This is a genomic window from Brevibacillus sp. BD137, from assembly GCF_041644655.1.
Taxonomy (GTDB): domain Bacteria; phylum Bacillota; class Bacilli; order Brevibacillales; family Brevibacillaceae; genus Brevibacillus; species Brevibacillus brevis_D.
Window position 1 is genome coordinate 688,754 of record NZ_JAOTNO010000002.1, and the last position, 25,758, is coordinate 714,511.

31 protein-coding genes and 1 pseudogene are annotated in these 25,758 nt (G+C 42.2%); 17 read left to right on the forward strand and 15 right to left on the reverse strand.

The window, feature by feature from the left end:
• Window positions 1-84: 84 nt before the first annotated feature.
• Entirely contained in the window at window positions 85-708 is a 624-nt protein-coding gene (gene lexA, locus ODZ53_RS06440) for a transcriptional repressor LexA (protein ID WP_007718939.1), read from the forward strand.
• 50 nt (window positions 709-758) lie between these two features.
• Here the strand turns inward: lexA and ODZ53_RS06445 are convergent, their stop codons facing one another.
• Window positions 759-1,244 carry a DUF456 domain-containing protein gene (locus ODZ53_RS06445; protein ID WP_015891597.1) on the reverse strand — a complete coding sequence of 162 codons (486 nt, stop codon included), beginning with the start codon at window positions 1,242-1,244 and terminating at the stop codon, window positions 759-761.
• Between the two features lie 108 nt (window positions 1,245-1,352).
• Here ODZ53_RS06445 and ODZ53_RS06450 point away from each other — a divergent pair, with 108 nt between their 5' ends.
• Entirely contained in the window at window positions 1,353-1,928 is a 576-nt protein-coding gene (locus ODZ53_RS06450; protein WP_372676360.1) for a DUF4269 domain-containing protein, read from the forward strand.
• Between the two features lie 87 nt (window positions 1,929-2,015).
• Window positions 2,016-2,696: a hypothetical protein gene (locus tag ODZ53_RS06455; RefSeq protein ID WP_372676361.1), complete on the forward strand. Its 681-nt coding sequence runs from the start codon at window positions 2,016-2,018 to the stop codon at window positions 2,694-2,696.
• Between the two features lie 88 nt (window positions 2,697-2,784).
• Here ODZ53_RS06455 and ODZ53_RS06460 read toward each other — a convergent pair whose 3' ends face one another.
• Window positions 2,785-3,258 (reverse strand): GNAT family N-acetyltransferase, encoded by a 474-nt coding sequence (locus tag ODZ53_RS06460; RefSeq protein WP_372676362.1) that lies wholly within the window; start codon window positions 3,256-3,258, stop codon window positions 2,785-2,787.
• A gap of 217 nt (window positions 3,259-3,475) precedes the next feature.
• Window positions 3,476-4,648, reverse strand: coding sequence for an MFS transporter (locus tag ODZ53_RS06465; RefSeq protein ID WP_372676413.1), 1,173 nt, complete (start codon window positions 4,646-4,648; stop codon window positions 3,476-3,478).
• Window positions 4,649-5,004: 356 nt separating this feature from the next.
• On the opposite strand from ODZ53_RS06465, the gene ODZ53_RS06470 reads away from it, so the two are divergent.
• Window positions 5,005-5,595, forward strand: a complete 591-nt coding sequence (locus ODZ53_RS06470; RefSeq protein ID WP_372676363.1) for a TetR/AcrR family transcriptional regulator — start codon at window positions 5,005-5,007, stop codon at window positions 5,593-5,595.
• A gap of 300 nt (window positions 5,596-5,895) precedes the next feature.
• On the opposite strand, the gene ODZ53_RS06475 is transcribed toward ODZ53_RS06470, so the two are convergent.
• Window positions 5,896-6,786 carry a GNAT family N-acetyltransferase gene (locus ODZ53_RS06475; RefSeq protein ID WP_372676364.1) on the reverse strand — a complete coding sequence of 297 codons (891 nt, stop codon included), beginning with the start codon at window positions 6,784-6,786 and terminating at the stop codon, window positions 5,896-5,898.
• 696 nt (window positions 6,787-7,482) lie between these two features.
• Between ODZ53_RS06475 and ODZ53_RS06480 the strand changes: the two genes are divergently transcribed.
• Window positions 7,483-7,746, forward strand: coding sequence for a CD3324 family protein (locus ODZ53_RS06480; RefSeq protein WP_007718970.1), 264 nt, complete (start codon window positions 7,483-7,485; stop codon window positions 7,744-7,746).
• Window positions 7,747-7,903: 157 nt separating this feature from the next.
• Entirely contained in the window at window positions 7,904-8,542 is a 639-nt protein-coding gene (locus ODZ53_RS06485; RefSeq protein ID WP_372676365.1) for a FusB/FusC family EF-G-binding protein, read from the forward strand.
• Between the two features lie 62 nt (window positions 8,543-8,604).
• On the opposite strand, the gene ODZ53_RS06490 is transcribed toward ODZ53_RS06485, so the two are convergent.
• From ODZ53_RS06490 to ODZ53_RS06505, 4 genes are all read right to left on the reverse strand, one after another.
• The gene (locus ODZ53_RS06490; RefSeq protein WP_372676366.1) at window positions 8,605-9,120 is read right to left on the reverse strand and encodes an SRPBCC domain-containing protein; all 516 of its coding nucleotides are present in this window, start codon (window positions 9,118-9,120) and stop codon (window positions 8,605-8,607) included.
• 31 nt (window positions 9,121-9,151) lie between these two features.
• Window positions 9,152-9,496: an ArsR/SmtB family transcription factor gene (locus ODZ53_RS06495; RefSeq protein WP_372676367.1), complete on the reverse strand. Its 345-nt coding sequence runs from the start codon at window positions 9,494-9,496 to the stop codon at window positions 9,152-9,154.
• 173 nt (window positions 9,497-9,669) lie between these two features.
• Complete coding sequence (locus ODZ53_RS06500) at window positions 9,670-10,635, reverse strand: SDR family NAD(P)-dependent oxidoreductase (protein WP_372676368.1); 966 nt, start codon at window positions 10,633-10,635, stop codon at window positions 9,670-9,672.
• A 112-nt stretch (window positions 10,636-10,747) separates the two neighbouring features.
• Entirely contained in the window at window positions 10,748-11,254 is a 507-nt protein-coding gene (locus ODZ53_RS06505; protein WP_047067686.1) for a TetR/AcrR family transcriptional regulator, read from the reverse strand.
• A 537-nt stretch (window positions 11,255-11,791) separates the two neighbouring features.
• Between ODZ53_RS06505 and ODZ53_RS06510 the strand changes: the two genes are divergently transcribed.
• The 3 genes from ODZ53_RS06510 (at window position 11,792) to ODZ53_RS06520 (ending at window position 13,096) form a co-directional block, all read left to right on the forward strand.
• Entirely contained in the window at window positions 11,792-11,929 is a 138-nt protein-coding gene (locus tag ODZ53_RS06510) for a hypothetical protein (RefSeq protein WP_155801098.1), read from the forward strand.
• A gap of 252 nt (window positions 11,930-12,181) precedes the next feature.
• A complete protein-coding gene (locus tag ODZ53_RS06515; protein ID WP_016743434.1) occupies window positions 12,182-12,268 on the forward strand; it encodes a YjcZ family sporulation protein in 87 nt (28 codons plus the stop codon).
• A gap of 423 nt (window positions 12,269-12,691) precedes the next feature.
• Window positions 12,692-13,096: a hypothetical protein gene (locus ODZ53_RS06520; protein ID WP_372676369.1), complete on the forward strand. Its 405-nt coding sequence runs from the start codon at window positions 12,692-12,694 to the stop codon at window positions 13,094-13,096.
• Window positions 13,097-13,305: 209 nt separating this feature from the next.
• On the opposite strand, the gene ODZ53_RS06525 is transcribed toward ODZ53_RS06520, so the two are convergent.
• Window positions 13,306-14,253: an ABC transporter substrate-binding protein gene (locus tag ODZ53_RS06525; protein WP_372676370.1), complete on the reverse strand. Its 948-nt coding sequence runs from the start codon at window positions 14,251-14,253 to the stop codon at window positions 13,306-13,308.
• Between the two features lie 492 nt (window positions 14,254-14,745).
• Here ODZ53_RS06525 and ODZ53_RS06530 point away from each other — a divergent pair, with 492 nt between their 5' ends.
• The gene (locus ODZ53_RS06530) at window positions 14,746-15,384 is read left to right on the forward strand and encodes a flavin reductase family protein (RefSeq protein ID WP_372676371.1); all 639 of its coding nucleotides are present in this window, start codon (window positions 14,746-14,748) and stop codon (window positions 15,382-15,384) included.
• A gap of 288 nt (window positions 15,385-15,672) precedes the next feature.
• On the opposite strand, the gene ODZ53_RS06535 is transcribed toward ODZ53_RS06530, so the two are convergent.
• The 3 genes and pseudogenes from ODZ53_RS06535 to ODZ53_RS06545 all read right to left on the reverse strand — a co-directional run bounded on the left by ODZ53_RS06535 (window position 15,673) and on the right by ODZ53_RS06545 (window position 17,473).
• Entirely contained in the window at window positions 15,673-16,314 is a 642-nt protein-coding gene (locus ODZ53_RS06535; RefSeq protein WP_372676372.1) for an SDR family NAD(P)-dependent oxidoreductase, read from the reverse strand.
• Between the two features lie 82 nt (window positions 16,315-16,396).
• Window positions 16,397-16,504: pseudogene (locus ODZ53_RS06540) on the reverse strand (MerR family DNA-binding transcriptional regulator); the annotation flags it as partial.
• 591 nt (window positions 16,505-17,095) lie between these two features.
• Complete coding sequence (locus ODZ53_RS06545; RefSeq protein ID WP_015891615.1) at window positions 17,096-17,473, reverse strand: PH domain-containing protein; 378 nt, start codon at window positions 17,471-17,473, stop codon at window positions 17,096-17,098.
• Window positions 17,474-17,756: 283 nt separating this feature from the next.
• On the opposite strand from ODZ53_RS06545, the gene ODZ53_RS06550 reads away from it, so the two are divergent.
• The 4 genes from ODZ53_RS06550 to ODZ53_RS06565 all read left to right on the forward strand — a co-directional run bounded on the left by ODZ53_RS06550 (window position 17,757) and on the right by ODZ53_RS06565 (window position 21,295).
• Window positions 17,757-18,197, forward strand: coding sequence for a hypothetical protein (locus ODZ53_RS06550; RefSeq protein ID WP_142496687.1), 441 nt, complete (start codon window positions 17,757-17,759; stop codon window positions 18,195-18,197).
• 373 nt (window positions 18,198-18,570) lie between these two features.
• Window positions 18,571-18,921 (forward strand): DUF1259 domain-containing protein, encoded by a 351-nt coding sequence (locus tag ODZ53_RS06555; protein WP_372676414.1) that lies wholly within the window; start codon window positions 18,571-18,573, stop codon window positions 18,919-18,921.
• Window positions 18,922-19,571: 650 nt separating this feature from the next.
• A complete protein-coding gene (locus ODZ53_RS06560; RefSeq protein ID WP_016743420.1) occupies window positions 19,572-19,736 on the forward strand; it encodes a hypothetical protein in 165 nt (54 codons plus the stop codon).
• A 725-nt stretch (window positions 19,737-20,461) separates the two neighbouring features.
• Window positions 20,462-21,295 (forward strand): DUF6492 family protein, encoded by an 834-nt coding sequence (locus ODZ53_RS06565; protein ID WP_372676373.1) that lies wholly within the window; start codon window positions 20,462-20,464, stop codon window positions 21,293-21,295.
• A 765-nt stretch (window positions 21,296-22,060) separates the two neighbouring features.
• Here ODZ53_RS06565 and ODZ53_RS06570 read toward each other — a convergent pair.
• Window positions 22,061-22,627, reverse strand: a complete 567-nt coding sequence (locus tag ODZ53_RS06570) for a DUF4062 domain-containing protein (protein WP_372676374.1) — start codon at window positions 22,625-22,627, stop codon at window positions 22,061-22,063.
• Between the two features lie 136 nt (window positions 22,628-22,763).
• Here ODZ53_RS06570 and ODZ53_RS06575 point away from each other — a divergent pair, with 136 nt between their 5' ends.
• From ODZ53_RS06575 to ODZ53_RS06585, 3 genes are all read left to right on the forward strand, one after another.
• Window positions 22,764-22,925, forward strand: a complete 162-nt coding sequence (locus ODZ53_RS06575; protein WP_372676375.1) for a hypothetical protein — start codon at window positions 22,764-22,766, stop codon at window positions 22,923-22,925.
• Between the two features lie 37 nt (window positions 22,926-22,962).
• Window positions 22,963-23,172, forward strand: a complete 210-nt coding sequence (locus tag ODZ53_RS06580; RefSeq protein WP_372676376.1) for a hypothetical protein — start codon at window positions 22,963-22,965, stop codon at window positions 23,170-23,172.
• A gap of 402 nt (window positions 23,173-23,574) precedes the next feature.
• Window positions 23,575-23,862, forward strand: coding sequence for a hypothetical protein (locus ODZ53_RS06585; protein ID WP_372676377.1), 288 nt, complete (start codon window positions 23,575-23,577; stop codon window positions 23,860-23,862).
• A gap of 72 nt (window positions 23,863-23,934) precedes the next feature.
• On the opposite strand, the gene ODZ53_RS06590 is transcribed toward ODZ53_RS06585, so the two are convergent.
• A complete protein-coding gene (locus tag ODZ53_RS06590; protein ID WP_372676378.1) occupies window positions 23,935-24,117 on the reverse strand; it encodes a hypothetical protein in 183 nt (60 codons plus the stop codon).
• Window positions 24,118-24,826: 709 nt separating this feature from the next.
• The gene (locus tag ODZ53_RS06595; RefSeq protein ID WP_372676379.1) at window positions 24,827-25,009 is read right to left on the reverse strand and encodes a hypothetical protein; all 183 of its coding nucleotides are present in this window, start codon (window positions 25,007-25,009) and stop codon (window positions 24,827-24,829) included.
• Window positions 25,010-25,758 lie beyond the last annotated feature (749 nt).

The window sequence follows — 25,758 nt, forward strand, 5'->3', positions numbered from 1 at the left end:
ACGAAACGAACTTATGTTTGTCGAACGCAAGCTCCCATGGTATAATATAGGAAAATATGTTCGAGAAATCAGGGGTGTCTTTCTATGTCAAAATTATCGAGTAGACAACAAGCCATCATCGAGTTCATACGAAAGGAAGTTCGTGATAAAGGATATCCGCCTTCTGTACGTGAAATTGGAGAGGCAGTTGGACTCGCTTCCAGCTCAACGGTACATGGTCATTTGGCACGCTTAGAGAAAAAGGGCCTCATTCGTCGAGATCCTACCAAACCTCGCGCCATCGAATTGCTTTCAGATGAAGATCGTTTTCAAGACAATTTCGAAGACTCTGTCGTCCGTGTGCCAGTAATCGGAAAAGTAACCGCTGGACAACCCATTACAGCCATTGAGGATGTAGAAGAATACTTCCCGCTTCCAGACAATATCGTGACTTCCGACAAGGTCTACATGCTGCGCGTCTCCGGGAATAGCATGATTGATGCCGGGATTCTCGACGGAGACTACGTCATTGTTCGCCAACAGCACGTAGCGAACAATGGTGACATTGTCGTAGCCATGACAGAAGAAGATGAAGCGACCGTCAAAAGATTTTTCAAAGAAAAGAACCACTTCCGTCTCCAACCGGAAAATGCCACGATGGAACCGATTATTCTGGAGCATGTCACCATTCTTGGTAAAGTCATTGGTGTCTATCGCCTCATTCACTAGTTTCCACGTAAAAAAGGACAGCCTCGGCTGTCCTTTTTGTTTTCTATCTGTTATCTGGCGATAAAAAACCAGATGATCATCGTAACTTGCAAGATGACTTTTACGACCGCACTGCCCAAAAATCCGATCAGTGAGCCTACCCCCGCTTTCACTGCTCGCTCCATCGATTGCTTCTGCACCATCAACTCTACGAGAACGACGAATACGAACGGCAAGATCAGCATACCAAACGGTGGGAAAACGAAAATCCCGAGGATAATTCCGGCAGCAGCAGCAATGGACGACCACTTGGACCCCCCGTACTTTTTCACGAAGTACATGTTCGTCAGCAAGTCAGCACCGTAAAGCAGAATGCTTAGAACGACCATTCCCCACCAAAAGGATGCCGGCAATCCCGCTCCCGGATCTGCAATGAAAAAGTGATAGAGCAAAAAGCCCCCCCACAACAAGATCGTATCAGGTAAAACGGGTAAGAAAATTCCTGCGATGCTTAGCAGGAACAATAACACAACCACGACCCACAAAAATATTTCCATCCACTACACTCCCTTCATTTAGGTATACGAGTGATTACCAATTTCGTTGCGCGCTTATTCACTTTTGTCTACACTATTTTAAAAGAAAGTAGACATGGGGGTAGTTTCATGAAAAATTGGCATGATCTCTCTTACTTGAGCAGAGGAACGATGCGCCAAAAAACGGCATGGAAAGCGATTCAACAGACGCATATCATGGAAGTACTAGCCGATTACCGTCCAGTGCTTGCCGGAACCATCCCATTGGACATTGATGTTGAGCAAAGCGATCTGGATATTATTTGCGAGAGTCATGATCTGGATCAGTTTGAGCAGGTTGTTCGTAAAGCGTTTGGCTGCTCAACCAGCTTTGAAGTGACACAACTTGATCTCAAAGGGATTCCCACGTGCGTTATTTCGTTTTTCACAGCTGGCTTTTGGTTTGAATTGTTTGCTCAACCGGTTGCAGTCGAAAAGCAAAACGCCTATCGTCATATGGACATCGAAGCACGATTGTTACATATAGGGGGCTTGGATGCGTGTATACATATCAGGGCTCTGAAGCAAGACGGCCTCAAAACAGAACCTGCATTTGCTCGATACTTTCATATTCCAGGTGATGATCCGTATGAGGCCTTGTTGCATTTGGAGTCGTTGACCGAACAGGAATTACGCCAAAGAGTTCAGCTCCTACGAAAGGATTAATCTGCTAGCAAATCTATCAACTTGCTGGAATCATAAGGGGTAAACAGCGACTGGCGTTGCAACCGATCATTAAGGAGGGCATACTATATGAATTGGCTGATGGAGATACCGTTCCCCACTGGAGAGAATCGGATAGAAACAAACGTCGACCTCTCATTTAAGAGATTCGAGTCAAGTGGGCTTCAGGAGCCTCCCGATTTTATCCATGATATCGTCCTGCAATGGGCCATCGCCCCTTTCGTTGTTCATGAGCATACTGCTTATCGGATTGCGGCCCACAACGATCCCGAGATAGAAGCGTATGCTTCCGTCAATTTCACAAGCCTGTTTACTAACGTACGGGGAATATACACGAATGGAAAGATGGAGGAAATCAGGCTGGAGGACTTAAAGCCGAATATAAAGAGTTCTTTTATCGAATCGGTCATACATACAAGTAAGATTGATCTTCTGGTAAGCGATTTTTATCTACAGGGAGAATGTGAGCGTAGTAATCGACTAAGCATAAAGCTGTTCCAAATAGACAGGGATTCCTTTTTCAAGCAGACTACCTACCTTCCCCAACCCGATCACAAAAGGCTCTGGGACTTTATGAATAGACCATTCAAAACAAGTGACGAGGTCTCCATATCCCCCACGAACTGGGTGCTCAGTGACGACCTGCTAGAATCCCCCTTTCTCGTATTTCTCTCACGCTATGCAAGTGAGGTTGTTTTAACGGTGAACGAAAAAGATCAGAATGTTACTATGGTTTCATTTAAAGAGTAATCAGGGCACTCAGCTGGCCGACGTAACCAGCTTCCTGTTCTCAGGATTACCGACTTTTTGTTTTTTTGTATTCAGCTTTCGTCTCTCGTTAGCATAAACTTTTCTTCATTCGAAAATTCATCAGCTTAGTGCTATTGCGTTCAACGATTTGCGATTTTACTACGATGTACCCTTTTCTTTCAAAAAAAGGTCTAGCGGTAATACTCGAATCGGTTTCTATTTCGATTAGACCTAATTTTTTGGCTTTAGATTCAAGTGTGTCTACCAATGCTGAAGCAATTCCTTGCCCCTGATGCTCTTTATGAACAAATAATCTATCCAGGTAACCTTGTACACTCATGTCAGAAAAGCCCATGATATAACCATTCATTTCAGCAACATAGGAAATATTACTCGTTAAAGCTTTCAACCAGACCTCTTTCCTCTGCTTCAAATCCGCTAGGGAAGCCCAAGCATTTACTTGTTCTTGCGTGTAGTCTTGCTTATTTATAGTATGTACGGTCTCATAAAATAAAGTGATGATCTGGTCAATATCCGTCTCATGAAATCTTCGAAGTAGCATGGAAACTCCCCCTAGAGTATAACGTGGCTACCGAATCATGCCGGTAGCCGCGTCTCGTTTTTTTATTGTAGCATCGTTCCCCCGATAGTTTACGTTCATTTATCTACATCGATATGTACTTTTCGTTGCCTTAACAACCACACCGCATTGTTGCGTCCAACAATTGGGGGGCCGTTCATTTGCGGTCTGCTTTTTTGTAAAGAAATGAAAGATCACTTTACTCCACTGATTGAACCACCGAATGCCGTGATGCCATTCTGGACAATACAAACACAGCAATGATGGCGATGAGTACGCCGAGTACGCCGAACCAGGTAATGGATGCTAAAGAAACACGGTTAACGATCAGCCCGCCAATTCCTGCGCCGACAGCCATGGCAAGCTGCATCATGGAACTGTTCAAGCTCAGCATGACGCCCGTGGATTCAGGAACAAGCGAAACTAGGTTAAATTGCTGCGCGGGAGCGGATGACCAAGCGGCAAAAGACCAGAGGATCAAAATGGCGAATACGGGAATGACCGACTGTCCGACTAAAGATAGCAAAATCAACGAAATGACGTGAAGCACCATCCCAGAAACGAGCGTGTATTTGATGCCCCGTTTATCCGCACTGTAGCCGCCGACTTTCGAGCCAATCAAACTGGCAACGCCGAACACGAACAGAGCTGCGCTAATCAATGATTCATTTAAATGAGTTACCTCTAGCAGAAAAGGGGATAAGTAAGTATAGACGAGGGAATATCCTCCCAACCAGAAAAAAGTAATCGCTAAAGCAACCAAAACCTGAGGTTTTTTTAACAAAGCAAATTGTTTGATCAGAGGGATAGGCTTGTCGCCCTGCATACGTGGTATAACTGCAGCAATGACAAGCATGGCCAAGCCCGCGACAATCGCAATGGCCAGAAATACCGCTTTCCAGCCAAAAGCAGAGGCTATCATTCTGCCCAGCGGGACGCCGATGATGAGCGATGCGGTAATGCCCATGGTGACGTTCGCGATGGCGCTGGCCTGCTTACCTGGCGGAGCAATTTTGGCGGCGATACTGAGCGCGTTAACTGTGACCACCCCGGCGCCTAACGCCGTAATGATTCTCGCGGTAATGAAGAAACCAAAGTCAGACATTATAAATGTCAGCAGGTTTGCGGCAATAAAGAGGCCCAGCGAATAAAGTAGGAGCTTAAGTCGGTCCATTTTGGCCGTCAGCGCCATCAAAATAGGAGTGCCGACCGCATAGGCCAGGGAATAAACCGTAATGAGCTGACCTGCTGCCGCAACATTTGTTCCCAACGTTTCTGCAATCCGGTCTAATATTCCGGAAACGATGTAATTGGATGTTCCAACTAAAAAGCTGATCAAGGCTAGAACGTAAACTTTCCAAGTTCTCTTCATCATTCACTCTCCTGCTGTGTTTTATATAACTATCTTTTTGTCGATAACGAAAAAACGCCACGGCTGCATGTTAGTAGCTAAAGGAGCCAGCGCGGAGCTTGCCGTAATGTTTCACTTTATTCCTCCCGCAAAATCTTGATCTAGGGATCATAGTTACAAACCGACATGGTTCTCTCCTCCTTTTGAAAAAACGGCATTCAGCATTTTGTTTCAATACAACACCAGTTGCTTGAACAACACTTGTTGTATTTGTATGCTATAATAGCAACCGAATGGTACGCAATCAGCAATAACCATAAACCGTTGTATAGACAACACCATTTCTATCATGTCGTTTTACTGGGGAGATCTTAACCATGACCATTAAAAAGAATGAAGCTGATCCCCGTGTGATACGTACACGGCGACTCCTTCAAGACGCTTTTGCTTCATTAATTCAAGAAAAAGACTTTGAATCGATAACCGTTAGGGATATTGCAGAGCGAGCTACTGTTAACAGAGCGACTTTTTATGCGCACTTTGTAGATAAATTCGAAATTCTTGAGGCCAGACTAATGGAATCATTTATGACAATCATGAATCATAGAATAAGCGGTCACGAAGTATTGAATGAAGAAACAATTCAGAGTATCTTTCTCGGGGTATGTGAATTTCACATGGGTCTAAGCACTATGTGCAAAAGAAGAAATACATCGCTTGTACCTGTATTTGAAATTCAAATAAAGGAAAAAATTCAAACGATACTTCTTTCCTTTATAGACAAAGACAAGATGCTATCGACTCCAAACCAGCAATTCTTAATAAATACAGCTTCTGTCATGTTAAGTTGGGGGATGTATGGGGCGGCTTACGTTTGGAACAATGAGGGGTGTCTGATAAGTGCGGAATCATTCGTTAAACAGTCTTTGCCCTTAGTCATGAACGGAGCCAAAGAACTGCTGGGATAGGTCCTTTTGTTGTGTATCACAATGGATCATCCCGCCATTCTTGTGTGCTGTACGACGATCTGGCCTCAATCTGTTGATCATCCTTCCCGATCGTCGACTTCCACAGCATCTTTGTCTTGCCAATTCTGGATGTGACCATCTGGGTGGATTAAAAAACTACCAGTCTTTATAAACTGGTAGCACATAACTCATATATTGTGATAATCACATTTGATCATTTTGTAGCTGCTCTTCTCATCGACAGCCCCCGATGGCACGAAGCTGTTTTTCTGGTTCACCTACTGTGTCATTTCAAACCTTTTATGCGTGGGAAGTAAGCGGAAAACGAAAATGTTCTGTCTCCATTTTTAACGAGGGGCGAACAAATAAGACATCATCGGTCGTTGTCATCCATGCAGATTGGATCTTTTCATTCTCACTATCCGGCATAAAGTGAAAATGAATGATCGTTGTCTCAGCAGTTATCAAATGAGAAATGACCGTTTCTATATCAACTGGTTTTTTACTTACAACATCAAATACATGCAGTTGGTCATCTTCTCTTTCAAATAAGACAATCACATCCGCCTCTTCGAGATAATAGATCGCATCCCGAAAAACAAGCAAAAAGTAAAACATCAACAGATGCTCGCTATCTTTGATGCCTAGTCTCGTTGAAACGGGGATTCTTTTCGCAGCAAATTCCTTCACAATATCAAAATCAGCCTTATTATCAACATCCAGCTTACGCAAGACCGATTTTTGTTCCACTTGCTTTTTCAAATCGGTTGCCAATAAACGAAAACTACTTTCAAGTACTCTCTCAAATCCAAACTTCGGATAAAAATCGAGCACAGTATCATTGGCATACAAATATATAAAATCGTATTCCTTCTCGCATATTTCAAGAATATGGTTCATCAATTTCGCTGCCAGCCCCTGGTTGCGATAGGCAGGATGCGTCATGACCGTTCCGATTTGAAGTGCCTTGTAGTCTTTTCCATTGGATGTCACGATCATCTTACTGGCAGAAGCGTTCGCAATAACCTGATCCCCATCCAAATAGGAATAGCAGACATAGTTGTCATTCCAAAAGCCCTTGTTATCCCATTCTCTAAAATCGAGCTGAAAGATCTGCTTGGCGAGGTCATTAAAGCTTTCCTTGTATGTTTTGATATGCTTGTAGTCCCTAATCAATCGATATTCGCGCATATAAAAACCTCCCCTTCTATTTTTTGTGCGGTTTGTCATCATCCATTCCTTTTTCGCAATCCCTTCTTTCCAAATAAAAAAGACCACAAGAAGAATTCTCTTCTCATGGTCAAATTTATCGTTGTGATGAAGATACCTATCCCGAACTGAATAGATATCATGCACAAACGTGAAATTTGTTTGAATGAGATATAATGCCTTCTAATCGCTTTTGAAAAAAGGAATAAAAAAGAAACCAAGGGCACACCCTTCATTTAACCTTTTCCCATATAAAATTCATTCGAATTTTACTTAGCGATTATCAGTTTCATCATACTCAATCAAAACCTCTTTTCACATTCACTACCATTACTATATTTGACTTTCAAAAGGTTGTAAATGAGCATTCAAAATCCACTCACATTTTTGTAAGTATCGTTATACAAAAAAGCCATTTTCTTATATAATTCAAATACCCCCTTTTAAAAAAGGGGACACCGTTTTCAAAATGGACCTCGAGGGGGGTGTACCAATGGCGAATGCTCCCAATTTGCCACATACCGCAGCGGCTCATGCAAAGCCTAGAAATAGTGAGGCGATACTTTGCATGAGGTGGTCTTCCGTTTAAACGAATCATCGCCTTCATTTGCGTATCTCATTTCCTATTTCTTGGCTTTGCCCCTTATTTGCCTATCTATAAATAAGGAGCGAGCAGAAATGAAATGTGTGAAAGCAAATTTAATCCTTCCTGAATCGTTACTCGCGGAAATTCAAAAGTACGTGCAAGGAGAAACCATTTATATTCCGAAAACAAAAGTAACCCATCAAAAATGGGGGACGCGCACTGGCGGAAGAAAACTCCTGGATGAGCGGAATACAGCTATTAAAAGCAGTTTTCGGGCCGGGACGGCTATTTCTCAGTTAGCGGAGGAATACTTTTTGTCTACAGAGACGATTAAAAAAATCGTGTATACCAAATAGACGTTTATAAAGCACTGAAGACCTTTTCATTAGGTTGTCAGTGCTTTTTTATGGCGAGTTTTTTTGGGAAATGTCCTTTCCCTTTCTCCTCTCCTACAAACACGCTAAAGTTAAAGAAGAACCCACCTTACAAGACAGAAACAGGAGGAACCGCAACATGGAACCTTTTATCCATACGCATCAATATCACTTCATTAAATCACGCGTTCAAGCAATCATGAACGCCTATGCGACCAGTACAGATGTCAACGTGATTCGTGCTCGTAAAGAAATCGCTCATGAAGAAGTCTTTCAATTGTTCCCAAACATGACGGAAGAACAAAAAGAGATTTTGCATCCGATTGACTCGATAAAAGAAAAGGCAGAAGGAAAACAGTTTTTGAATCAGCTTTCACCGTTTGTGATTCCGTTCCCTGCTGTCACAGAGTCTTCCATTAAGAAGCTCTTTCCAAAAGTAAAGAAGCTAAAGGTCTCGAATTTAGCTGAGATCGATTTTTCAGATATCTCTTATCTGAGCTGGCTAGACACTGCGACAGAAAAGAAATTTATTGTTGCTTACCACGAAGGAAAACTGATTGGCATACACGGACAGTTTACAAACGTAAACAAAAAAGGCGTTTGTGCGCTCTGTAATCGCTTTGAGGAGATCGGCATGTTCATCCTTGAAGCCAAAGGTTCAGGGGATGGAACGTATTTGAAAAAAGGAAACTACATTTGCCAAGACAGCATGTCATGCAATCAAAATATCATTTCGCTGGATAAGCTGAACGATTTTATTGGGCTGATGGTGAAATAAATCTACCTACTAAAAAGAAAGAGCCGCCGGGTCTTCATACCAGGCGGCCTTTCCTATTTCGCTTACTTGATCTCGTTTAGACTCTCTTCCAAACGATCCCACGTTTGGGTGATGCCCTCAAGCATGCCCATGTCCATGACAGTTTTGAGAGCTTCCGCAGATACATATTCAGAACGGCTGACCAGCTTCGTCTTGCCACCCAAATCGATGAATTCCATCATAACCTCAGTCGAAGGCATCGCATCGTTTGTGTTGCCTTCTGCATCTGAAAAGTAATCGGTATAGATGATTTTCTCGGGCTCAACTATTTCCTTATAAACACCTTTGCCCCAAGATTCCATGCCGTAAAAATCTCCTTGATTCTTATCGACACACTTCATGCAGTAATGCCAAACACCACCTGGGCGGAAATCAACATGACAAACTGGGAGTTCCCAGCCTTTCGGTCCCCACCAGCGCTTGAGATGCTCAGGCTCCTTAAACATCTTGAACACGAGAGCTCTGGGCGCGTCGAATACACGCTCCAGTACCAGCACTCGCTCGTTCTCTACCCTTGAAACCATTGCGTTTCTTGACATAGTAATTCCTCCTCATTCATTTGAATGAAACTCAAGTTTTTTCCTTGTCTTGCAGTTCCCGCAAATAGTCTTCCAGGTTATCGAATCTTTCTTCCATAACACGCTGGAATGACCTCACCCAAAAATCCAGCGCTCGGAAGGGCTCGGGCCTGAGTTTGTAAAATCGGCGGTTGGCTTCGGCTTTCACATCCACGATCCCATTGTCACTAAGCACCTTCAAATGCTTCGAGGCTTGGGGCTGGCGAAGCCCCAGTTGGTCAGCGATTTCCCCTACTGTCAGAGGACCGTCGCGCAAAAGTTCGACGATTTTCATACGATTTGGTTCAGCCAAAGCACTCAGCGTCGCCATGTCCATGCCCGGATTCATCCCTGACATGTCGCTCACCTCGTTACATAATGGATTCTACGTTCATCTCATCCCCTTCAGCGTTATTGTGATCGTTTTGTTAGGTAAAATATACACCAAAGGGAATATTCCTGTAAAGGAATATTTAAAGAAATTGCGACAGGTCATTTGTAAGTGGTTAATCAATAACTGATAATTATTATTTATTTCTTAGAAATACGATTCTGCAAATGTTGGATCGTTGCCGTTATCCCCTCCTCGAAATTCGTCGCTGGGATCGGTCCAATAAGCCGTTTATATTTTTCTCCGCTAAGGATCAACGGTTTTTCAGTTAAGTACAGCATCTCGACAACCTCCTTCATCACCGGGACGAACATACCCAACAAAGACAAACCCATTTTCCCAAGTGGAATGACCGGTTTCACGGTGCCACTTGCTTTTTGGGCAATTCGGACAATGTCTCGACCAGAAATGAGGCCTCCCCCTGGAATGTGCCAGTTTTGTCCATAAGCAAACTCGCAGCTGGCCAACTCTACAATCATCTTCGCCGCATCCGGCAAATAAACAAACTCGCGAGGAATATGCATATTCCCAATGAAAAGCCCCGGTTTTCCAGCAGCAATTGCCTCAAGCGTGGAACCCAAATACGATGCTTGATTAGCAGTGGGTCCATAATAATCTGGTAATCTGACAATCATCGTTCGCGCATGATCCCAGCGACTGCTAAATAGCATCTGTTCAAATGCCAATCTGATTTTTCCTTTCTTCGTATGCGGTTGCTTTGGATGCTCCTCCGTCACTGGTTCCATCTGCTTTCTTCCGTATGGATAGATGCCGTCTACCGCAACAACTTTCATTCCTCTCTTGTTGGCGGCTTCCATGATCGCTTCGCCAAGTGGGATCAGTTTATTCACCATCTCGTGATATGGGACGTTTGCACAATGGAAGAGTACATCCGCTCCTTCCGATGCTGCTACGATGTCTGGAGACCGGAATGCATCCCCGACGGCTAATGACAAATGTGCTGGTTTCCCCAGCTCTGACGCCATTTGCTCTAGCTTTTGTCGAGAACGCCCAAAAGCAATCGTTTCAATACCTCGATTGATGAGCTCTTCCAAAATTGCCGCTCCCGTTCCGCCTGTTGCCCCGACTACAATCGCTTTTTTCATTCGGATCATCTCCACTTGCTTTATTTTGTGATTGATCAATCACTAACTAATTTGAACTATAACGCTTTAGTTAGTGATTAGTCAATAACTAATTATCGCAATTTTTTCTGCGCTACACCTCCATCAATTCCGGCATGTCCAAAGCCGCTGAAATATTACACAGCATTCCTCTTGCCAGGAAAATAAGCGTTCTCTCTTCCGGATTCGCGATGCCCGCTTTGCGAAAAGCTGTTAAGACAATCTGACGAACCTCCCGAAATGCTTCGCGCATTGCTTCACGAATCAAAGGCTCTTGAATCGTCTGGGCCTGCATTTGAAGCAGTATTTCATTTTGATGGGAAGCCAAAATCTTTTCATATGTCTTGATTAAATCTGTTTCCAATTGCTCTTTGGATGCGGACTCTACAACGAGACGGAAAGAGTCAATGATCCGCTCCCACGACGCCTCTAATGCTGCCAGTAACAAAGCTTCCTTCGATGCAAAAAACTTGAAAATATACGGCTGAGAAATCTTTGCACGCTCTGCCACTTGCGCTGTCGTTGCCCGGAAATATCCGATTTCAGCAAAGACTTCAATGGCAGCAGAAATGATTTCCGTTTTACGATTGACTGACGTCATTTCTAGATCGTCTCCCTTTTAGTGACTCATCAATAATACCTGATTATACGTCAGTTTGTGGTGGGTTTCAAATGACGTGCAAAACTCCCATACAGGCTTGCCACAAACTTCGCAATTGATGATGATGGGCCAAAATGACTGGAATGTTGATAATTTACTTTACGATAGATTGCATTTTTCCGAATTTTCCATATTCTATATATTAAATTAAGTTTGTGTGTGCTATCATTGAAATGAAAGTTATATCCTTCCATTTAAGGAGGTGAATAACAATGCTGAAGAAATTACTTCAAAAAATGGGTGCTAACTCAATCATTCCATGCCCTCGGGGGTGCATACCAGCAGGTAAACATTGTCTGTGTGCCAATTAATGTTAGATAGTAATTAAAGGCCGTCCCAACAGCTATGTGCGTGGCAGAGGGATGGTCTTTTTGCGTCAACTTTTCTAGCTCACCAGCTACTCGATTTATTTTCGAAATATATGTTGTGCCCGGTCGTATACTTTTTGAAAAATGAAACTTGTGAGGGAGAAGATTTATGAAAAAAATTGCTCTGTTTGGTATTGCTGCTGCATTATTTCTATCGCTTTCATTTCCTAGTGTTAGCAGTGCAAAAGAACAACGTATCCCCTGTGAAGTTGACGGGTATTGCGGATGGCCAACCTATAGCGTTTAACGCCAATACTTACCCTCGACAAAATCGTACCAACAAGGCTGTCCCAAATGCCATAAATATGGCTAGGGGATAGCCTTTTTTTGTCGTATATCCCCGGTTGACTTGACATTTTTGAGCGGTTGGACATGACAGGTAACCGTTTGTTATATGCCCAAATTTTTCGCCTACTGTGATATCGCCCTTACATCGCTCCGCAATTTGAATAGCTTGAGTTTGAGGTTCTTCCTCATACTTTTCAAAGGGGGGATATCGATGGGATTCTTTGACGACAATTTTGCTTTGGTCTTGGTTCTTTTCGTTTTATTAACAATTGTTGCTTGCAGTTGTGATGAGTGCTAATACCTGTCCAATGTTATGGGCGGCTAAGCTGCCCTCTTCCTCCCTCTTCGAAATCATTGAGCTTTGAGCCCTTCTTTGTCCAATCCTCCCACTTTCGTAGAAAGATAGGATTAGTATTATGGAGAGGATAGCTGAGGACACACTGTCAGACGACAAAACCTACGAGTTCAACAAAAGAGCCGCCCGGTTCTTTTCCGAGCGGCTTTACGTCTTCATGTCAGGAGTCTAACGACTTGCGACTACATACTTCCAGAGTATTATATATTTTACCCCTTTCACTTGCTTTGCATCTGTCATTGTCATCAAGTGAAAGGTTAAGTTACAACGTGTAAATATTTACCGTTTTATTGAAATTTAGTACAATTAGCTTTGGTTTATGTATTTAGAATGTGGTCAGAATTGATCAAAAGGAGTGTCCTAGGTATGAAAAAACAGCTTCTCTCTATTTCGCTGTTCGCTTTACTCCTCTCTGACGCACCTGCATATGCTTCCGCTTCTACCAGTGCTCACGTACAAAGTGAACCAGACACAGTCTCCGTTGAGCAACAAGAACAAGCACAATCATTCACCAAATATTACTACCTTACTCCTGGGCAGTTAAGTCCAAAAGAAGCGATTTATCTCAAGAAAGGGCAGGATCTCCGTATCCGTGCAAATGGTAGCTTTGCTAATTACACAGTTTATAATGCTCAAAATAAACAGATTTGGAGCGGTACGACAGGTATCATTATTAAGGCTGATGAGGACGGGTATCGCTACGTACAATTTCAAGCGCCGTATTCTTATCAGGATCAAAATGTAATCGTAGCTACTTATACGATTCAGTAAAGCTTGAATAGATTTTAGCCCGTCTTGATAGTGAAGACGGGCTTTATAACGTTTTGCATCACTCTTCCTTGTAAGCCTTCCTCTGAAGAGTGTTACAAGCGTTGACGTTGTTTACCCCTTCTATGAATAAAGAGGAAACCAACATGAATTTCAAAAAAGCCGTCATAGTGATCCGCATCATCGCCCTAACTTTTGTGTCGATTGCATGGTTATTGCTTTTTCAGCAACATGCTACCAATCTCCTCTAGGAGCATTTCCTTTCCAATTGGGCCAAAGGCTTTGATATTGAATGTTTCATTGGTAACCTCATAGAGATGGCCTTGTTGAACTGCCTTGTTGCTTTTCCATACTGGACTATTCTTCAGTTCTGCGTAAACATCATCCGCTTTCCCGCCGAAATTGACGAGGAACATATGGTCTGCCTGAAAATTCGTCAGTCCTTCTAGCTCGATCATTTCCATTGTTTTATCTGTAGGTGTTCCAGCTACTGGCTTCAGGCCGAGATCAGTGAACAAGATATCTGCATATCCATAGTTCCCGTACACGCGGAACAATTTTGGCGTTACGGCCAGGAACATAAAGGTCTCGTCGCCATACGCTTGCTTGAGTTGCTCGCGCATTTCTTTCGTCTTCTCGTCATACCCAGCCAGCCATTTGTTCACGTCCTCTTCTTGTCCAAACAGGCGACCGATTTCTTTAAACTTATCACGCCATTTGTCCATGTCTGTCTCCAGAACGACAGTCGGCGCGATTTTGGACAGCTGCTCGTACATCTTTTGCTGGCGGTTATTCATAATAATTAGGTCTGGCTTTGTTTCTACCACAGCTTCTAGATTGATGGAGTCATCCCACATCCAACCAACTGGTTTTACATCTGTCAGCTTATCCGCTACGTGGGACATGATTTTTGTCTTGTATGTATTGGCCGTAGCAACGGGCTTGTGTCCCAAAATGAGAAGCTCCTCCGCTGCTCCCGATACGTCAGCAATTCTCTTTGGTTCCGCTGGGATCGTCACTTCCCCCATCAGGTGCTTGACTACGCGTGTCTCAGGCTTCTTCGGTGCTTCCGAAGCCGTTTGGCTGGTTCCACAACCCGCCGACACGGCAGTGACTACTGCGACCAAGCAGGCCAGTACGATTTGTGTTCCTTTTTTCATGTGCTCATTTCTCCTCGTCACGTGATGTTTGGTGTGAAATATTATTTGATAATGATTATCATTATAAGTGACAGAGTAGATAATCACATATTTGAACTCTTATGTCAATGATTTTTATATTTTTTGTGTATATATAAAAAAAGAGCTAGTTCCATTGTCTCTCGACTTTTAGGACAGCCCCTTTCCAACCAAAGTCCAAGTTGGTGCATAAAAAGCATGTTGCAGATTGGGAATATCTCCGCATCCTCTTGCTTTTTCATGTCATCGTAGCAATACTACTTTGGTTCATCGCTGCCATCGTGCCCGATTCAACTGTTCTTGATCACGCAACCTTTGATTACCCTCTTCCCCTTCTCTTAAGTAATTTGGAGTGAAGTTCAATCGAAATGAAACAGCAAAATAACGAAACGAATACTGATTATAATTTGAACTAGGTCTCTTATCTGAGACGAGTATGATAACCTTTCTTTTCTTAGTGGAGGGAGCGCGATTATGCATAAGGTAGTTGAGCCAAAAATACTTTACTTTGGGACGCCAGTTGTACTCATCAGCACATTAAACGAAGACAATTCTGTCAACTTGGCACCTATGTCTTCTGCATGGTGGCTGAATCAATCATGCATGCTTGGAATGAGTAGTTCATCTCAAACCGTTGCCAATTTATTGCGCGAGCGTGAATGTGTTTTAAATCTTCCTTGGTCTGATCTTGCTCATGCTGTAGACCGTCTAGCTCTCCTTACTGGGCGAAATCCTGTCCCGGAGCGTAAGGCTAATGTGGGATACCGATTTGAGCCGGATAAATTCGGAACGGCTAGGCTCACCCCCCAAGATTCGGACCTGATTCATCCACCACGCGTTGCTGAGTGTCCAGTTCAATTAGAGGCAATCGTAGAGCAGGTCCATAATTTTGAACTGCCCAGCTCTTTAAAAGCTATTGAAGTGAAGATAATACGCGTTCATATTGATGAGCAAATCCTTATGACTGGCGAGAAGAACTACATCGATCCTGAGAAGTGGAGCCCACTGATTATGAACTTCTGCGAATTTTTTGGCCTTAGCCCCAAGGTGCACCCGTCAAGATTAGCCCCAGTTTTTGGCCCTTCACCAGGTTCCATTGGTAAATCGAATTAAACATCGTTGGGTGCTTTTGAGCGCCCTTTCTTTTCGAACATTTTTACCAGAAGTTAGCGATGAAGCGGAGCGTTTTGGCTTAGGAATTGGAATTGTAGCGTATGCCTCCTGTAGCATTCAGCAAAATTCAATTGTTTGAAGTGATGGAGTATACACGATGAGGCACATCTTCTCTACCAGAAAGGTGCCTCAAGTTTTTGAAGACGCTGACTATACAAAAAAAGAGTGAAGTCGACAAATACTGATGAGCGAAGCACAGCTTCTTTCTGTATCTCAATGTCGAATAGCTCATATGGTAAAACTAACTCCTGTAAGTTCTTCACTCAACAACCAGAGTCGCTTGGCAGCCTGCACGTCTGCAGCCCATGGGCATACACCGGGTACTCCTGGCTTCCCTCCATCAATCGGAACCAAAGGAGCAATATCGATATTTTGGCAATAAACGTCGCCTTTTCCGTCGAGTTGGTTGCTTACAGCGCACCAGACGATCGTCGCTGCTCCTTCCGGTACGGTTTTGCGTTCCTCCGTCAATTCGCTAAACGCCCGCCGTCCCTGTATGTCGATCACCCCAGAAGCGCTTAATTCTTCATTGGACAAATGACGGGAGAGCTCGGTGACGATGGTACCGGGGTGTACGGAGAACGCGCGTACATGGTGTGGATGGTGTGGCTTGCCCCGCTTATCCAGTTCTAGTGCGAATAGGGCCTTAGCCGTCTTGGATTGCCCATACGCCTCCCATTTGTTGTAAGAACGGTGTAGATAATTCGGATCTTCGAAATGGATGTTTCCTAGTCTATGACCGCCTGAAGAAACGGAAACGACTCGAGCGCCGTTTGCTCGTTTCAGAGCTGCGTCCAACAACGCAAAACAGTGCGCATCGTCTTTTAGTGAGTAGTGCTCTACGTACTCTTTGATTTTCTTCAGTGGCATGTCTGTTCTTCTGAGATGGTTCAAAAAAACGGATACGACCGATATCTCCCTCGTCGTACATTCGTTTTTGTCCGCCGCCTCTCGTCGGCGAAGCAAGTAGTCCGATTTTCTCGTAATAACGAAGGGTATCCGTAGAAAGCCCTGTCTGCTCTGCAACTTCGGAAATCGAATACGTCCGATCTTCGTTCATGAATGCCTCCTTACTTGCTCAACTTTTCCTAGCGTTATAACCTTACTCCTTGGAGTAAGCTCCAAGTCAAGGTCATCCTTGCTCTTTTTCTTATGGAGAATTAAGGAGGAACTTTAAAAAACTGTACAAAAATAGCTGCTCACACAGACTATTTTGTACAGCATGATACTTATGTACAGATTCAATTTTGCTTGTCATGTATGGTATTAATGATGTACAAATTTTTTTATAGAGATACTTTAGGTTCGAAATGTAAAGGACGTCGGATAACAGTTTATCTACCTGTTCGAGCAGCTTCGTAGGTCTCTTTGATAAAAAAAGCCCCCAACTGCTTTAAGCAAATTGGGGGTTACAAGAAGTAATACGTGAATAAAAAAGTAGTCTTCAATATAGTAGGATATCAGCTCTATATTTACTACAAGTATATATTAGTATGCATACCTTGTCTTGCCAAAAAAATAGCGCAGACTCATCAGCACAGATTAAGTCGTACGCCTTATCCCCAAGGGGAATGCCCGCTGATAATGCTTCTATCAAATCGATTCATTCCAGGGGCCTTCCATTTGAATGAGGACTTCTAATCAAGCGAAATTAACCCAAAATATACTCGGCCAACACGCTCTGTATCTGGTAAATATTCAAGTTCTTGTTAAATTGTTTTTGGATCGGTACTGCACTTCCAGAAACCCAAATTTTCAATTCCGCATCCAAGTCAAAATTTCCGGCTGTTTCAATGCTAAAATGATGAATACTTTTATATGGAATGGAATGGTACTCGATCTTTCTGCCAGTGATACCTTGCTTATCAACTAGTATTAACCGCTTGTTGGTGAAGATGAACATATCGCGAATTAATTTGTACGCCTTTTCTATTCTCTCATTGTTCGCTAAGATTTGAGCATACTCCTGTTGAACCTCTGCAATGTTAACTTCCGAAGCATTACCCATTAGACCATCTAATAAGCCCACATTAACGTCCCCCTATTCAACTAATTGATAAATCATATTCTCCAAGCAGCTTAAAATTCCTACTGAAGTAGTTACTTTTTCCTCAAGGAGAGTGATTACCTTGAAATTCTGGATATGGAAGCCTTTGCTGTTAGACTCCCGAAATATTGTGTTAAATCACTCGAAAGTGGCATGGTTCAGTTCCTTTCTTTGTGCGACAAGGTATTTCGAACCAAAAAATATTGTAAATAGTTGGGTTTATTTGTAACATTTAGTCAAATCTAAAAATTAGGAGATGATAGAGTTGAAATGGTTTGGTAAAGTTGCTTTAGTTACATTACTTTCTGCTTCCGTTTTCCTACCATCAGAAACATTTGCTGCCGGCTCCCAGCAGTCTTCGACCAAAGAAGCAGCACCTGCTGCGACTGAAACACAAGTATTAAGTTTTGAGCGAGGAACTAAAGGATATTCTGACTCTGCATATTTTTATATTAATTCTCCTACTGTTCTTACTGTTAAGGTGACTCAAAGTGGAATAAATGTTGATAATCCGTTAGTAGAGTACAAGATATATAGACAAGACGGAACTGATTATAACCCAAATTTTGGATATGCCCTATTTCCTGGGACAGGTTCATTTAGTTTTCAAAGTGATAAAGTGTTACCAATAGGCCAATATTATATTAGAGTTAGTAACAATGGAGCCGGGAAAGTTCGTGGAACTGTGTCAGTTATCACTCCATAAATTCCCTTTCTTATTTGATGGAGGCTTTCACTGAAGGCCTCCTTTTCATTTTACTGTTTATTTCACCCTTTTTCTCTTTTGTTACATGTCCTTTTGCTTTGCTAGATGGGTATCCATAGCGTGCTTTTTAATATGCTCGTGTTGTTCGTCTATGATATTTTCCAAGATATCCCCTTGCGTAAAAGCTACCTTGACCCTACACCCCTTCAAAAACTAACTACGAAATTAAATTTCTACAATGGCCCTTTTTGCAAAATAGGCAATTGCCCAGAGCGTTTTCATCTCCGCAAAAGTACACTAAATTAAAAACTTTTGGAGGAGATATTTTCGATCCATCGATCCACTTTGCAGGTAATTTGTTGATATACTTGAAATTCCGCCCCAGATAATTAATGGCGTATGTACCTTAATGACCGTTAGGAATATTCCCGTAACCATTTTAGGGCGTCCTTCACGTTCAGCTCTAACGGTACCAATGATGTTTTCATTTGAATCCGTGGATCAAAATGGGAAAGCGCTTTGTTTGGGTGAAACAGTAATTCTCCCAGAAGAAATTAACCCATTCATTCCAGTTCTTCGCCATTACGATATCCTGGTTACTGCCCTTCACAATCACTGGCTTTTTAACAACCCTGGCATCATGTTTATTCACTTTGAATCAATAGATGAACCCGTCCAATTTGCCTATAAAGTTCGTCATGCCAATTCAGTCTTGAAGCAGTAATCCTTACCCCTTTATGGGGTATTTTTTACGATTTCTCGCTACGAAGGATTTCTTCCTCACCCATGTTTTTTATTGGAATCACGATTAACAGGAATGTTCATTTGCTTTACATACGAACAGAAGTGGATCATGCAAATAAAAAAGCCCTCTCGCAGTTGACGATCAAGCCCCTAGATACATTTCCCTTAGATTCATTATGATGTAAAAATAAGGTCTACGAAGCCAGTCAAAAATCACCTTAAATTATAAGAATGACTAACATGCAACTTGTTTCAAGTGCGACATCATCAAAAGTGCCATTACAAGGCCAACACTGGCGGTCGAGTGGAGACTTTTCAACATCATAGCAGACGGGACTGCTAATCAGGACAAAATTATGTTTGATCTAGCGGAAACGCCCAGTCAAACTTTGTGATCAACATGTATACGGTATATAGATATACAGAGAGACGTCCTAATTTGGACGTCTTTTTGACGGCCTTAGACCATCAAAATTGCACCTTAGTTTCGTTATGTTCAATCTGTCATTCAATAGCCCTGTGCTTCCTAATAGGCACGAATCAAAATGGTTGATAGATCAATATTTTACAAAAATTTGAAATTAAGTTACGTTATTATTATTAGAACTTTCTGTAAAGGAGGTGATACTTATGAAAAAGCTTTTTGCTTTTGCCCTAGCAGTCGTTATGGTAATGTCAGTCTCTACGGCTGCTTTTGCATACAGTAAACCGAATTGTAGTAGCAGTGGCGGCGGTGGCGGCAGTTGGGGTGGCGGTGGAAAAAAACCCCTTGAACACCATTGTACACCATATTAATCCCAGATAATTTGAGTAAGCCTCCAATTGGGGGCTTTATTCAATTACCGTTTTGTTACATACTATCGAGGTGATGCAATACAACCTTGAGGATAACACTTACGCCGAAGCAAGATCTGTTGAAAACGATCTATTAATAACCGCAATGGTGAAATCATCCGGCAGTCCTAGTAAACTGTGGTACAGCAACTATAGATACACTACCTAAACCGTAACTACTCACCCGAAATGCCGTTCAAATCGAACGGCTATTTTACTTTGTACAACGAATGTTAAAATGTGAATGAATCCATCCCCGATATGAATTTGTATACGGCTTTCATGGTCAAAGACCATTCCTATCGACTTTCAATCTATCTCCTCCAGACGCCTTTTGCCCATTTCGTCTGATTTCGTCGCGGCCATCACAGCCCTCCTGTTTTTCTGCCAGCTCCATCTATACCGGTCTACCTTCAAAGTAAGTAAACGCATTTACCCAGTCAGTATGATCAGAGTCGGATCGAGCTGCCATTGTTGAAGGTCAACGATTTCGACAAGACAAAAGTGAGTGAGGAGAGTTTCTCAATGACTCAAGAAGGCAGACAAATACACAATTTGTAGGATTTCCATATCTGTCTTATTCACCCTAAGGGAGAAAATCATATCCTATCTGGAAAGTCGGACACTTTGGCCAACCTGCTCAGGCACCTGTGCTTGAAACTGCCTAGCGAAAAGGAGTTGAGAAGTTGACACATTCAGCGAATAGCACCTTCAACAGCTCTATTAAAATTGATGTCCTGATCCCCGCTATTGAGAAAGACCTCGGCACTCTTCCCTATGTCATTGACAGCATCCGTAAGCAAGTGAAGCATCCTGTCGGTAAGATCATGGTTGTATCGCCACCAAGCAAACGAATTCAAGCCCTTTGCCGGCGTAAAAACTGCACCTTCATCAATGAAAGACGCGTCCTTCCAATTACAAAAAAAGACATTCACTACCAGACCAAACGCACCAATCGCTCAGGTTGGTTGCTCCAGCAATTGTTGAAGCTGGCGGGAGGAAACTTGACCAAGCAAAGGTATTATCTTGTGATTGACGCCGACACCATTCTCATCCGACCTCATGTCTTTCTCGTCAATGGGAAAACCGTTTTTTACTGCCGTAACTGGAGTCGTCCCGAGTATTTTCGCACCTATAGGAAATTAATGGGGGCTAAACCAACCGCTTCGCGCTCTTTCGTTGCCCACTATATGCTGTTCGACAAATCGAAGCTCTCCCGACTGAAGTCAAAAATTGAAGCTAGGCATAAGACTAGATGGTACTGGGCGATTATCAAGAAGACCAACAAGCAGAGTTATGCTGGCTTCTCCGAGTTCGAAACTTATGGTAACTTCGTGAAAGCTCACTACCCCGGTCATCTGGTTGTAAGAAGTTCCCTTAACAAAAGCTTATCTTCAAAACCAGCATCACTTACTCGCAAACGAACCATCAGACTGGCTCAGAAATACAGGTCCATTTCCTTTCATAAACGCGGCTGGTATATCCGGAAGAAAAAGAGCGTGAGAAAAATGAAGCGCTGATGTGTATGCCCACTTCTCAAAGAAAATTGAGATAGATATCATGGACAAGTTTGAAAGCAACAAGGAAAATATGTACTCAGAAAATAGTGGGCAAAAATGTTAAACTCCTGAAAAAATCAAAATTGCCCACCAAATAAAAAACCACTCTCACCCACAGGTACAAGGGCTTTCGCTTATTAGTTGCTGGGGCTCCCAGTCTTGAACGCGTGTGTGGAACAGGTTCTTCGTTTTCAATCGGTTTCAAAACTCCATGAAAACCGCATAAAATCAACATTGTGAATTGCGAGTGGGCTATCCATGTAAAAATGCCCGATATAATGCTGCTTAGAGCCCTTCAACTTTGGAGGGCTCTTGTCTTCATTTCGTATTTCTAAATGATTGGAGAAACGTGGAGTGCCGACGGAATGGACAGCTCGTAAGTCTTTTCGGTTGCAAGTTCCCCCTAATCACCAGAGGTATTCTTGCCTGTTTTATTTCTTAATTCGAATAAAACTAATACACATAGATATGCAAGTGATGAGGTTAACCATACAATAAAACTATCATTGTAGTCTACGTATCCAACACGGTAAAGCGAAATAAAGCCCAATATAACAACCAGTACAACAGTAAAAATAGAGAAGTTTTTACATATTTTTTTTATAGCCATTCCAGTCACAGCAATCACCTTTTTTCAGAATGATACCTGCTTTTATAATGTGCTAAAGGATGTCCATTTGTTGGGTTTAAGTTTTCTGAGGGGATGGTGGGGGTACATGCGGTCTTTCATTTCTTTTTCTCCAACTCCGCCTTTAATCTTGCATTCTCTTCCAACAGCTTTTGAACGTCCGGGACATCCTTGCCGGAAAACCAGCCATACAAACCGTCTCTTGCTGCATACTCTGGCAATTGATCACGAAGTACCATTTTAATGTGCCGTACATCTTCAACATAGTAGATAGGAATTTGTTCCATGACCGATTGCTTAAACTCTTGAAATTTCTGATAATATTCAATTGCTGCGAAGTCGTATGGCTTTTGTCTTAATGCTTCATCTGTGACAACAAAAGCAAATCTAGGTTTGCCCGCTTCTCCGGCATACTCATATTCCCATTGCGTATAGCTCTTGGATTCATCAGGAAGTGTTAAACCATAAAATCCTCCGAGAATCAGGATATATACATCGGACTCGTCGATCCATCTCTTCCTCATTTTCATTGGACTTTCCTTGAAAAATTGCTCGATTCCAGCAGGGATATGACCGGCTTGAAGTACAGCTTCAACAGCGGTATGTCTTTCTTCAATAAGATCGTAATAAGTAGACGATATGTATATTTGTAATTTTTTTCTCATAAGCCCACCCAAATTAAAGAATTAGTATAACTAGAATCTACCACTCACTCACTTTATTTGTCAAAATTGACTGGGGTTTTCATGCAGGAAGCTTTCGCAAGACGGCAAATAGGAGGTTTATTCGTGCAGAGAAGGAATGGAAAAAAGATTAAATTTTGGGACATATGCCGCCATACAAACCATACTGAATCCGTTGGTTCGATCGGATATCGGATTAAGTCTGCCTGTAAACTTCTTCGGTCGCTTTACCCTCCATTACATTGCTTCGGGGATTTTCTTTCTCACACTGGCATTGTAAGCAATGAATTTAAAAACAGAGGAAGGAGTGAATTAGAATGACTCAATTCGATGTTGGATTGGTTCACAGGCTTGCTGACCAAATGGAGGGTCTTGCTTCAAATATTAAAAAACATGTAAACTCCCCAAATGAACTAAGCGAGGACATAAAACAGATGAAGAGTATCCTCAATGGTTTTGAATCGCTAACCAATTCGTCTGAAAATAGTGGAACCTATCCTATTGCAAAGGATAACGATGTAAGATAAGGCACTAGATTGTAAAGGTAGTTTGAAGCCGCTTGTAGAATGTATTACTTTGCCTCGCTCCTCCTCTACACATCGATTCGTAAGACAACCTCCAATGGTGCTACTCGTACTGTGAACCATAACGGGATTTCCCACCCCATTCGCTCACCCTATTTATCAAATCATGTGGTGTATGAATCCCTACCAGCTTCCGATGAGGGAGCTTTTTTGTTTTTATGGATCACCACATACTTACACGACAACATGAGAAAATTTGAAGACCATATGCAGTAGATTGGTGAGTAGTTTGTGGGTGCGTTTGTGGGTGGGCAATACATGTAGAAAAGCCCCAGCGTGACTGATAAAGGGCCATTCAATAATAAAACTTGAAATACTTTTTATCTTTAAGGAGAGTACTTGGACATGGATTTGCAATATAAAGGGGTTAACAAACGTGGGCGTGTGGAATGCATTGAGCTTAGACTTGATCTTGTATCTTCATTCCGTTCAGAAGGTTTGGTAATGGAAGAATGGCAAGTTAAGCAATACAGACCGTTTGTACAAGGTATTCGGGATTGTATCGGTCGTGATTTAACAAAAGACGAGCTTAGTACGATCGCGTGGTTGGCTAGATACGAACAAAGTACGGTTGACAAGATCATGGGCATTATTAGAGCAGCTTATGAGCATGGAAAAAATGAAAAGAATTAATAGAACAACCCGCCTCATTCAACAGGGCGGGTTCTTATGCGGTCAGGATAAAGACTACGAATACTGGCAATCTTAGCATGCCGCTCTTGTCCAGTTCCGAAATTTAACCCTTGCTTTCATCTGTGGCTGAATGTAGCCATGGTCCCGATCCTCTTCAGTGATCAACTGCTTAGCCACTCCATAAAACGCCTGTTTGTGAGTAGGTGGCACGCCGAGTTCTATAACACTAGCAGGTAGACGGTTATAATGTGCCAACTATCCGAAGTCACCCTTACGCCATCCGGCAATATGGACGTCGACATGCGTATATTTGATGATCTTGATGAAATCGTCTGTCCGCTTATCCAAATAATATCGTCCATCCTTGTCCTTTGCGGCTATGCCCTCCATATCTCTGGCAACAATTACGTCCCATCATTCCTCGCCTCGACCGTCAATGACCGTCAATGTACGCGATTTTGCTCATGGTTGGGGTATCCGTTATTGCCTAGTCCAGGGCAGCTTTTTGTTCCATTAGGGTAAGTCCGTTAAGATCAGCTCCATCATAAATGTATAATAATACAACATATAATATAAGTATTCGCTTCAAAAAGTTGACATGCTCCCACCAAGAGGTCTTATATGCTTTAGAAGTTCCTCCTGGAACCACTAAAACTGTTTTCTGGCTGTACCTCTCTAAACGCTAATTGCTCATAATAGTGAAAAACGCCCGAATTTGAGGATTCGAGCATTACTTTACATAATAACTATATCGACAGCCAGTCTTGTCCTATTTTAAAAGAACTTTTTAATTCGTTGTCACATAAGGTTGAAGTAATGCAGAAGATTCTCCGAACTTATCCATTGTTACTTTATAATCAAACTGACCACTACCAATGTCCTTATTAACGGGGATCATTGTCATGTTGTGTTTTACATCTGTTCGGAGGTCGTCATTACCAAAATCGTTGTTATAATACGCAGCCTAAGCGGTTTGTGTAATTTTTGAGTTATCCGCTTCACTTGGCTTGTAATCTAATGGTTTGGTTATGTACGTTCCATCTTCTGTATCAATTTTAATAGTGGCTTGACCTTCTCCATCTCCGTTTTCACGATACTCTACTTTTTTTAAGATGATTTCACTGCCTGATTCAGCATCCAATTTCATGACTTTGTTCTCTTAACCAAGAGCAGTAAATACGCTTAAAAAGAAAGTGATAAGATTACTGGAACTACTATCCACTTTTGATTCCCTCCCCCTATTCGCTATTTTTTACATTATAGTAATATATATGTTGGAAAAGAGAAGGAGTATTTACATTTTCCGAAAAGAGGGGGAGCAATGTGAAATCTATTTCTATGTTTAGTCTATCGCTAATATGTGGTTTGCTTGCTTCTGTAGGAACAATTAATCTTTGGTACATTTTGCTTTACGACAAACCAACTGTCTCTGTATTTACCGCACTTTGTTTGTTACTTCCCGCGGTATTTGGTTTAATTACCTCGTTCCTAAAACAACCTCTTATCATTATTTCTTTTGTGATCTCCTTACCTCTAAGTCTTTACCTATTGTTGACAGGAGATATGTTTACTTTATTTTTTGTTTTCTCAATCTTGTATTTTATATCTGCAGCTTTTAAATGGAAAATATCAAAAGTAAATGGGAACTAATTAAAATAAGAGAGCTCCTCGAGAAGGGGTGTTGGAGGTCCGCCATAAGAACAGGAATAGCAATTACGTGCATGTCTATATCGAGATTGGAAGCCCCCACCTATACTTACCGGTAGTGCTTTAGAGTAGGAACTTTCAGCTTACATTCACCTGAAAATTGCTATGCGTATAATCTCGTCTGTACCCTATAAATAAATAACAGCCCTCCTTCCAATAAACGGGGGAGAGCTGTCCCTTAAGAATGCT

Excerpts from the sequence above, each read along its gene's own strand:
- lexA (WP_007718939.1), top strand. The coding sequence starts at position 85 with ATGTCAAAATTATCGAGTAGACAACAAGCCATCATCGAGTTCATACGA.
- ODZ53_RS06445 (WP_015891597.1), bottom strand. The coding sequence starts at position 1,244 with ATGGAAATATTTTTGTGGGTCGTGGTTGTGTTATTGTTCCTGCTAAGC.
- ODZ53_RS06450 (WP_372676360.1), top strand. The coding sequence starts at position 1,353 with ATGAAAAATTGGCATGATCTCTCTTACTTGAGCAGAGGAACGATGCGC.
- ODZ53_RS06455 (WP_372676361.1), top strand. The coding sequence starts at position 2,016 with ATGAATTGGCTGATGGAGATACCGTTCCCCACTGGAGAGAATCGGATA.
- ODZ53_RS06460 (WP_372676362.1), bottom strand. The coding sequence starts at position 3,258 with ATGCTACTTCGAAGATTTCATGAGACGGATATTGACCAGATCATCACT.
- ODZ53_RS06465 (WP_372676413.1), bottom strand. The coding sequence starts at position 4,648 with ATGAAGAGAACTTGGAAAGTTTACGTTCTAGCCTTGATCAGCTTTTTA.
- ODZ53_RS06470 (WP_372676363.1), top strand. The coding sequence starts at position 5,005 with ATGACCATTAAAAAGAATGAAGCTGATCCCCGTGTGATACGTACACGG.
- ODZ53_RS06475 (WP_372676364.1), bottom strand. The coding sequence starts at position 6,786 with ATGCGCGAATATCGATTGATTAGGGACTACAAGCATATCAAAACATAC.
- ODZ53_RS06480 (WP_007718970.1), top strand. The coding sequence starts at position 7,483 with ATGAAATGTGTGAAAGCAAATTTAATCCTTCCTGAATCGTTACTCGCG.
- ODZ53_RS06485 (WP_372676365.1), top strand. The coding sequence starts at position 7,904 with ATGGAACCTTTTATCCATACGCATCAATATCACTTCATTAAATCACGC.
- ODZ53_RS06490 (WP_372676366.1), bottom strand. The coding sequence starts at position 9,120 with ATGTCAAGAAACGCAATGGTTTCAAGGGTAGAGAACGAGCGAGTGCTG.
- ODZ53_RS06495 (WP_372676367.1), bottom strand. The coding sequence starts at position 9,496 with ATGTCAGGGATGAATCCGGGCATGGACATGGCGACGCTGAGTGCTTTG.
- ODZ53_RS06500 (WP_372676368.1), bottom strand. The coding sequence starts at position 10,635 with ATGAAAAAAGCGATTGTAGTCGGGGCAACAGGCGGAACGGGAGCGGCA.
- ODZ53_RS06505 (WP_047067686.1), bottom strand. The coding sequence starts at position 11,254 with ATGACGTCAGTCAATCGTAAAACGGAAATCATTTCTGCTGCCATTGAA.
- ODZ53_RS06510 (WP_155801098.1), top strand. The coding sequence starts at position 11,792 with ATGAAAAAAATTGCTCTGTTTGGTATTGCTGCTGCATTATTTCTATCG.
- ODZ53_RS06515 (WP_016743434.1), top strand. The coding sequence starts at position 12,182 with ATGGGATTCTTTGACGACAATTTTGCTTTGGTCTTGGTTCTTTTCGTT.
- ODZ53_RS06520 (WP_372676369.1), top strand. The coding sequence starts at position 12,692 with ATGAAAAAACAGCTTCTCTCTATTTCGCTGTTCGCTTTACTCCTCTCT.
- ODZ53_RS06525 (WP_372676370.1), bottom strand. The coding sequence starts at position 14,253 with ATGAAAAAAGGAACACAAATCGTACTGGCCTGCTTGGTCGCAGTAGTC.
- ODZ53_RS06530 (WP_372676371.1), top strand. The coding sequence starts at position 14,746 with ATGCATAAGGTAGTTGAGCCAAAAATACTTTACTTTGGGACGCCAGTT.
- ODZ53_RS06535 (WP_372676372.1), bottom strand. The coding sequence starts at position 16,314 with ATGCCACTGAAGAAAATCAAAGAGTACGTAGAGCACTACTCACTAAAA.
- ODZ53_RS06560 (WP_016743420.1), top strand. The coding sequence starts at position 19,572 with ATGAAAAAGCTTTTTGCTTTTGCCCTAGCAGTCGTTATGGTAATGTCA.
- ODZ53_RS06570 (WP_372676374.1), bottom strand. The coding sequence starts at position 22,627 with ATGAGAAAAAAATTACAAATATACATATCGTCTACTTATTACGATCTT.
- ODZ53_RS06575 (WP_372676375.1), top strand. The coding sequence starts at position 22,764 with ATGGAAAAAAGATTAAATTTTGGGACATATGCCGCCATACAAACCATA.
- ODZ53_RS06580 (WP_372676376.1), top strand. The coding sequence starts at position 22,963 with ATGACTCAATTCGATGTTGGATTGGTTCACAGGCTTGCTGACCAAATG.
- ODZ53_RS06585 (WP_372676377.1), top strand. The coding sequence starts at position 23,575 with ATGGATTTGCAATATAAAGGGGTTAACAAACGTGGGCGTGTGGAATGC.
- ODZ53_RS06595 (WP_372676379.1), bottom strand. The coding sequence starts at position 25,009 with ATGAAATTGGATGCTGAATCAGGCAGTGAAATCATCTTAAAAAAAGTA.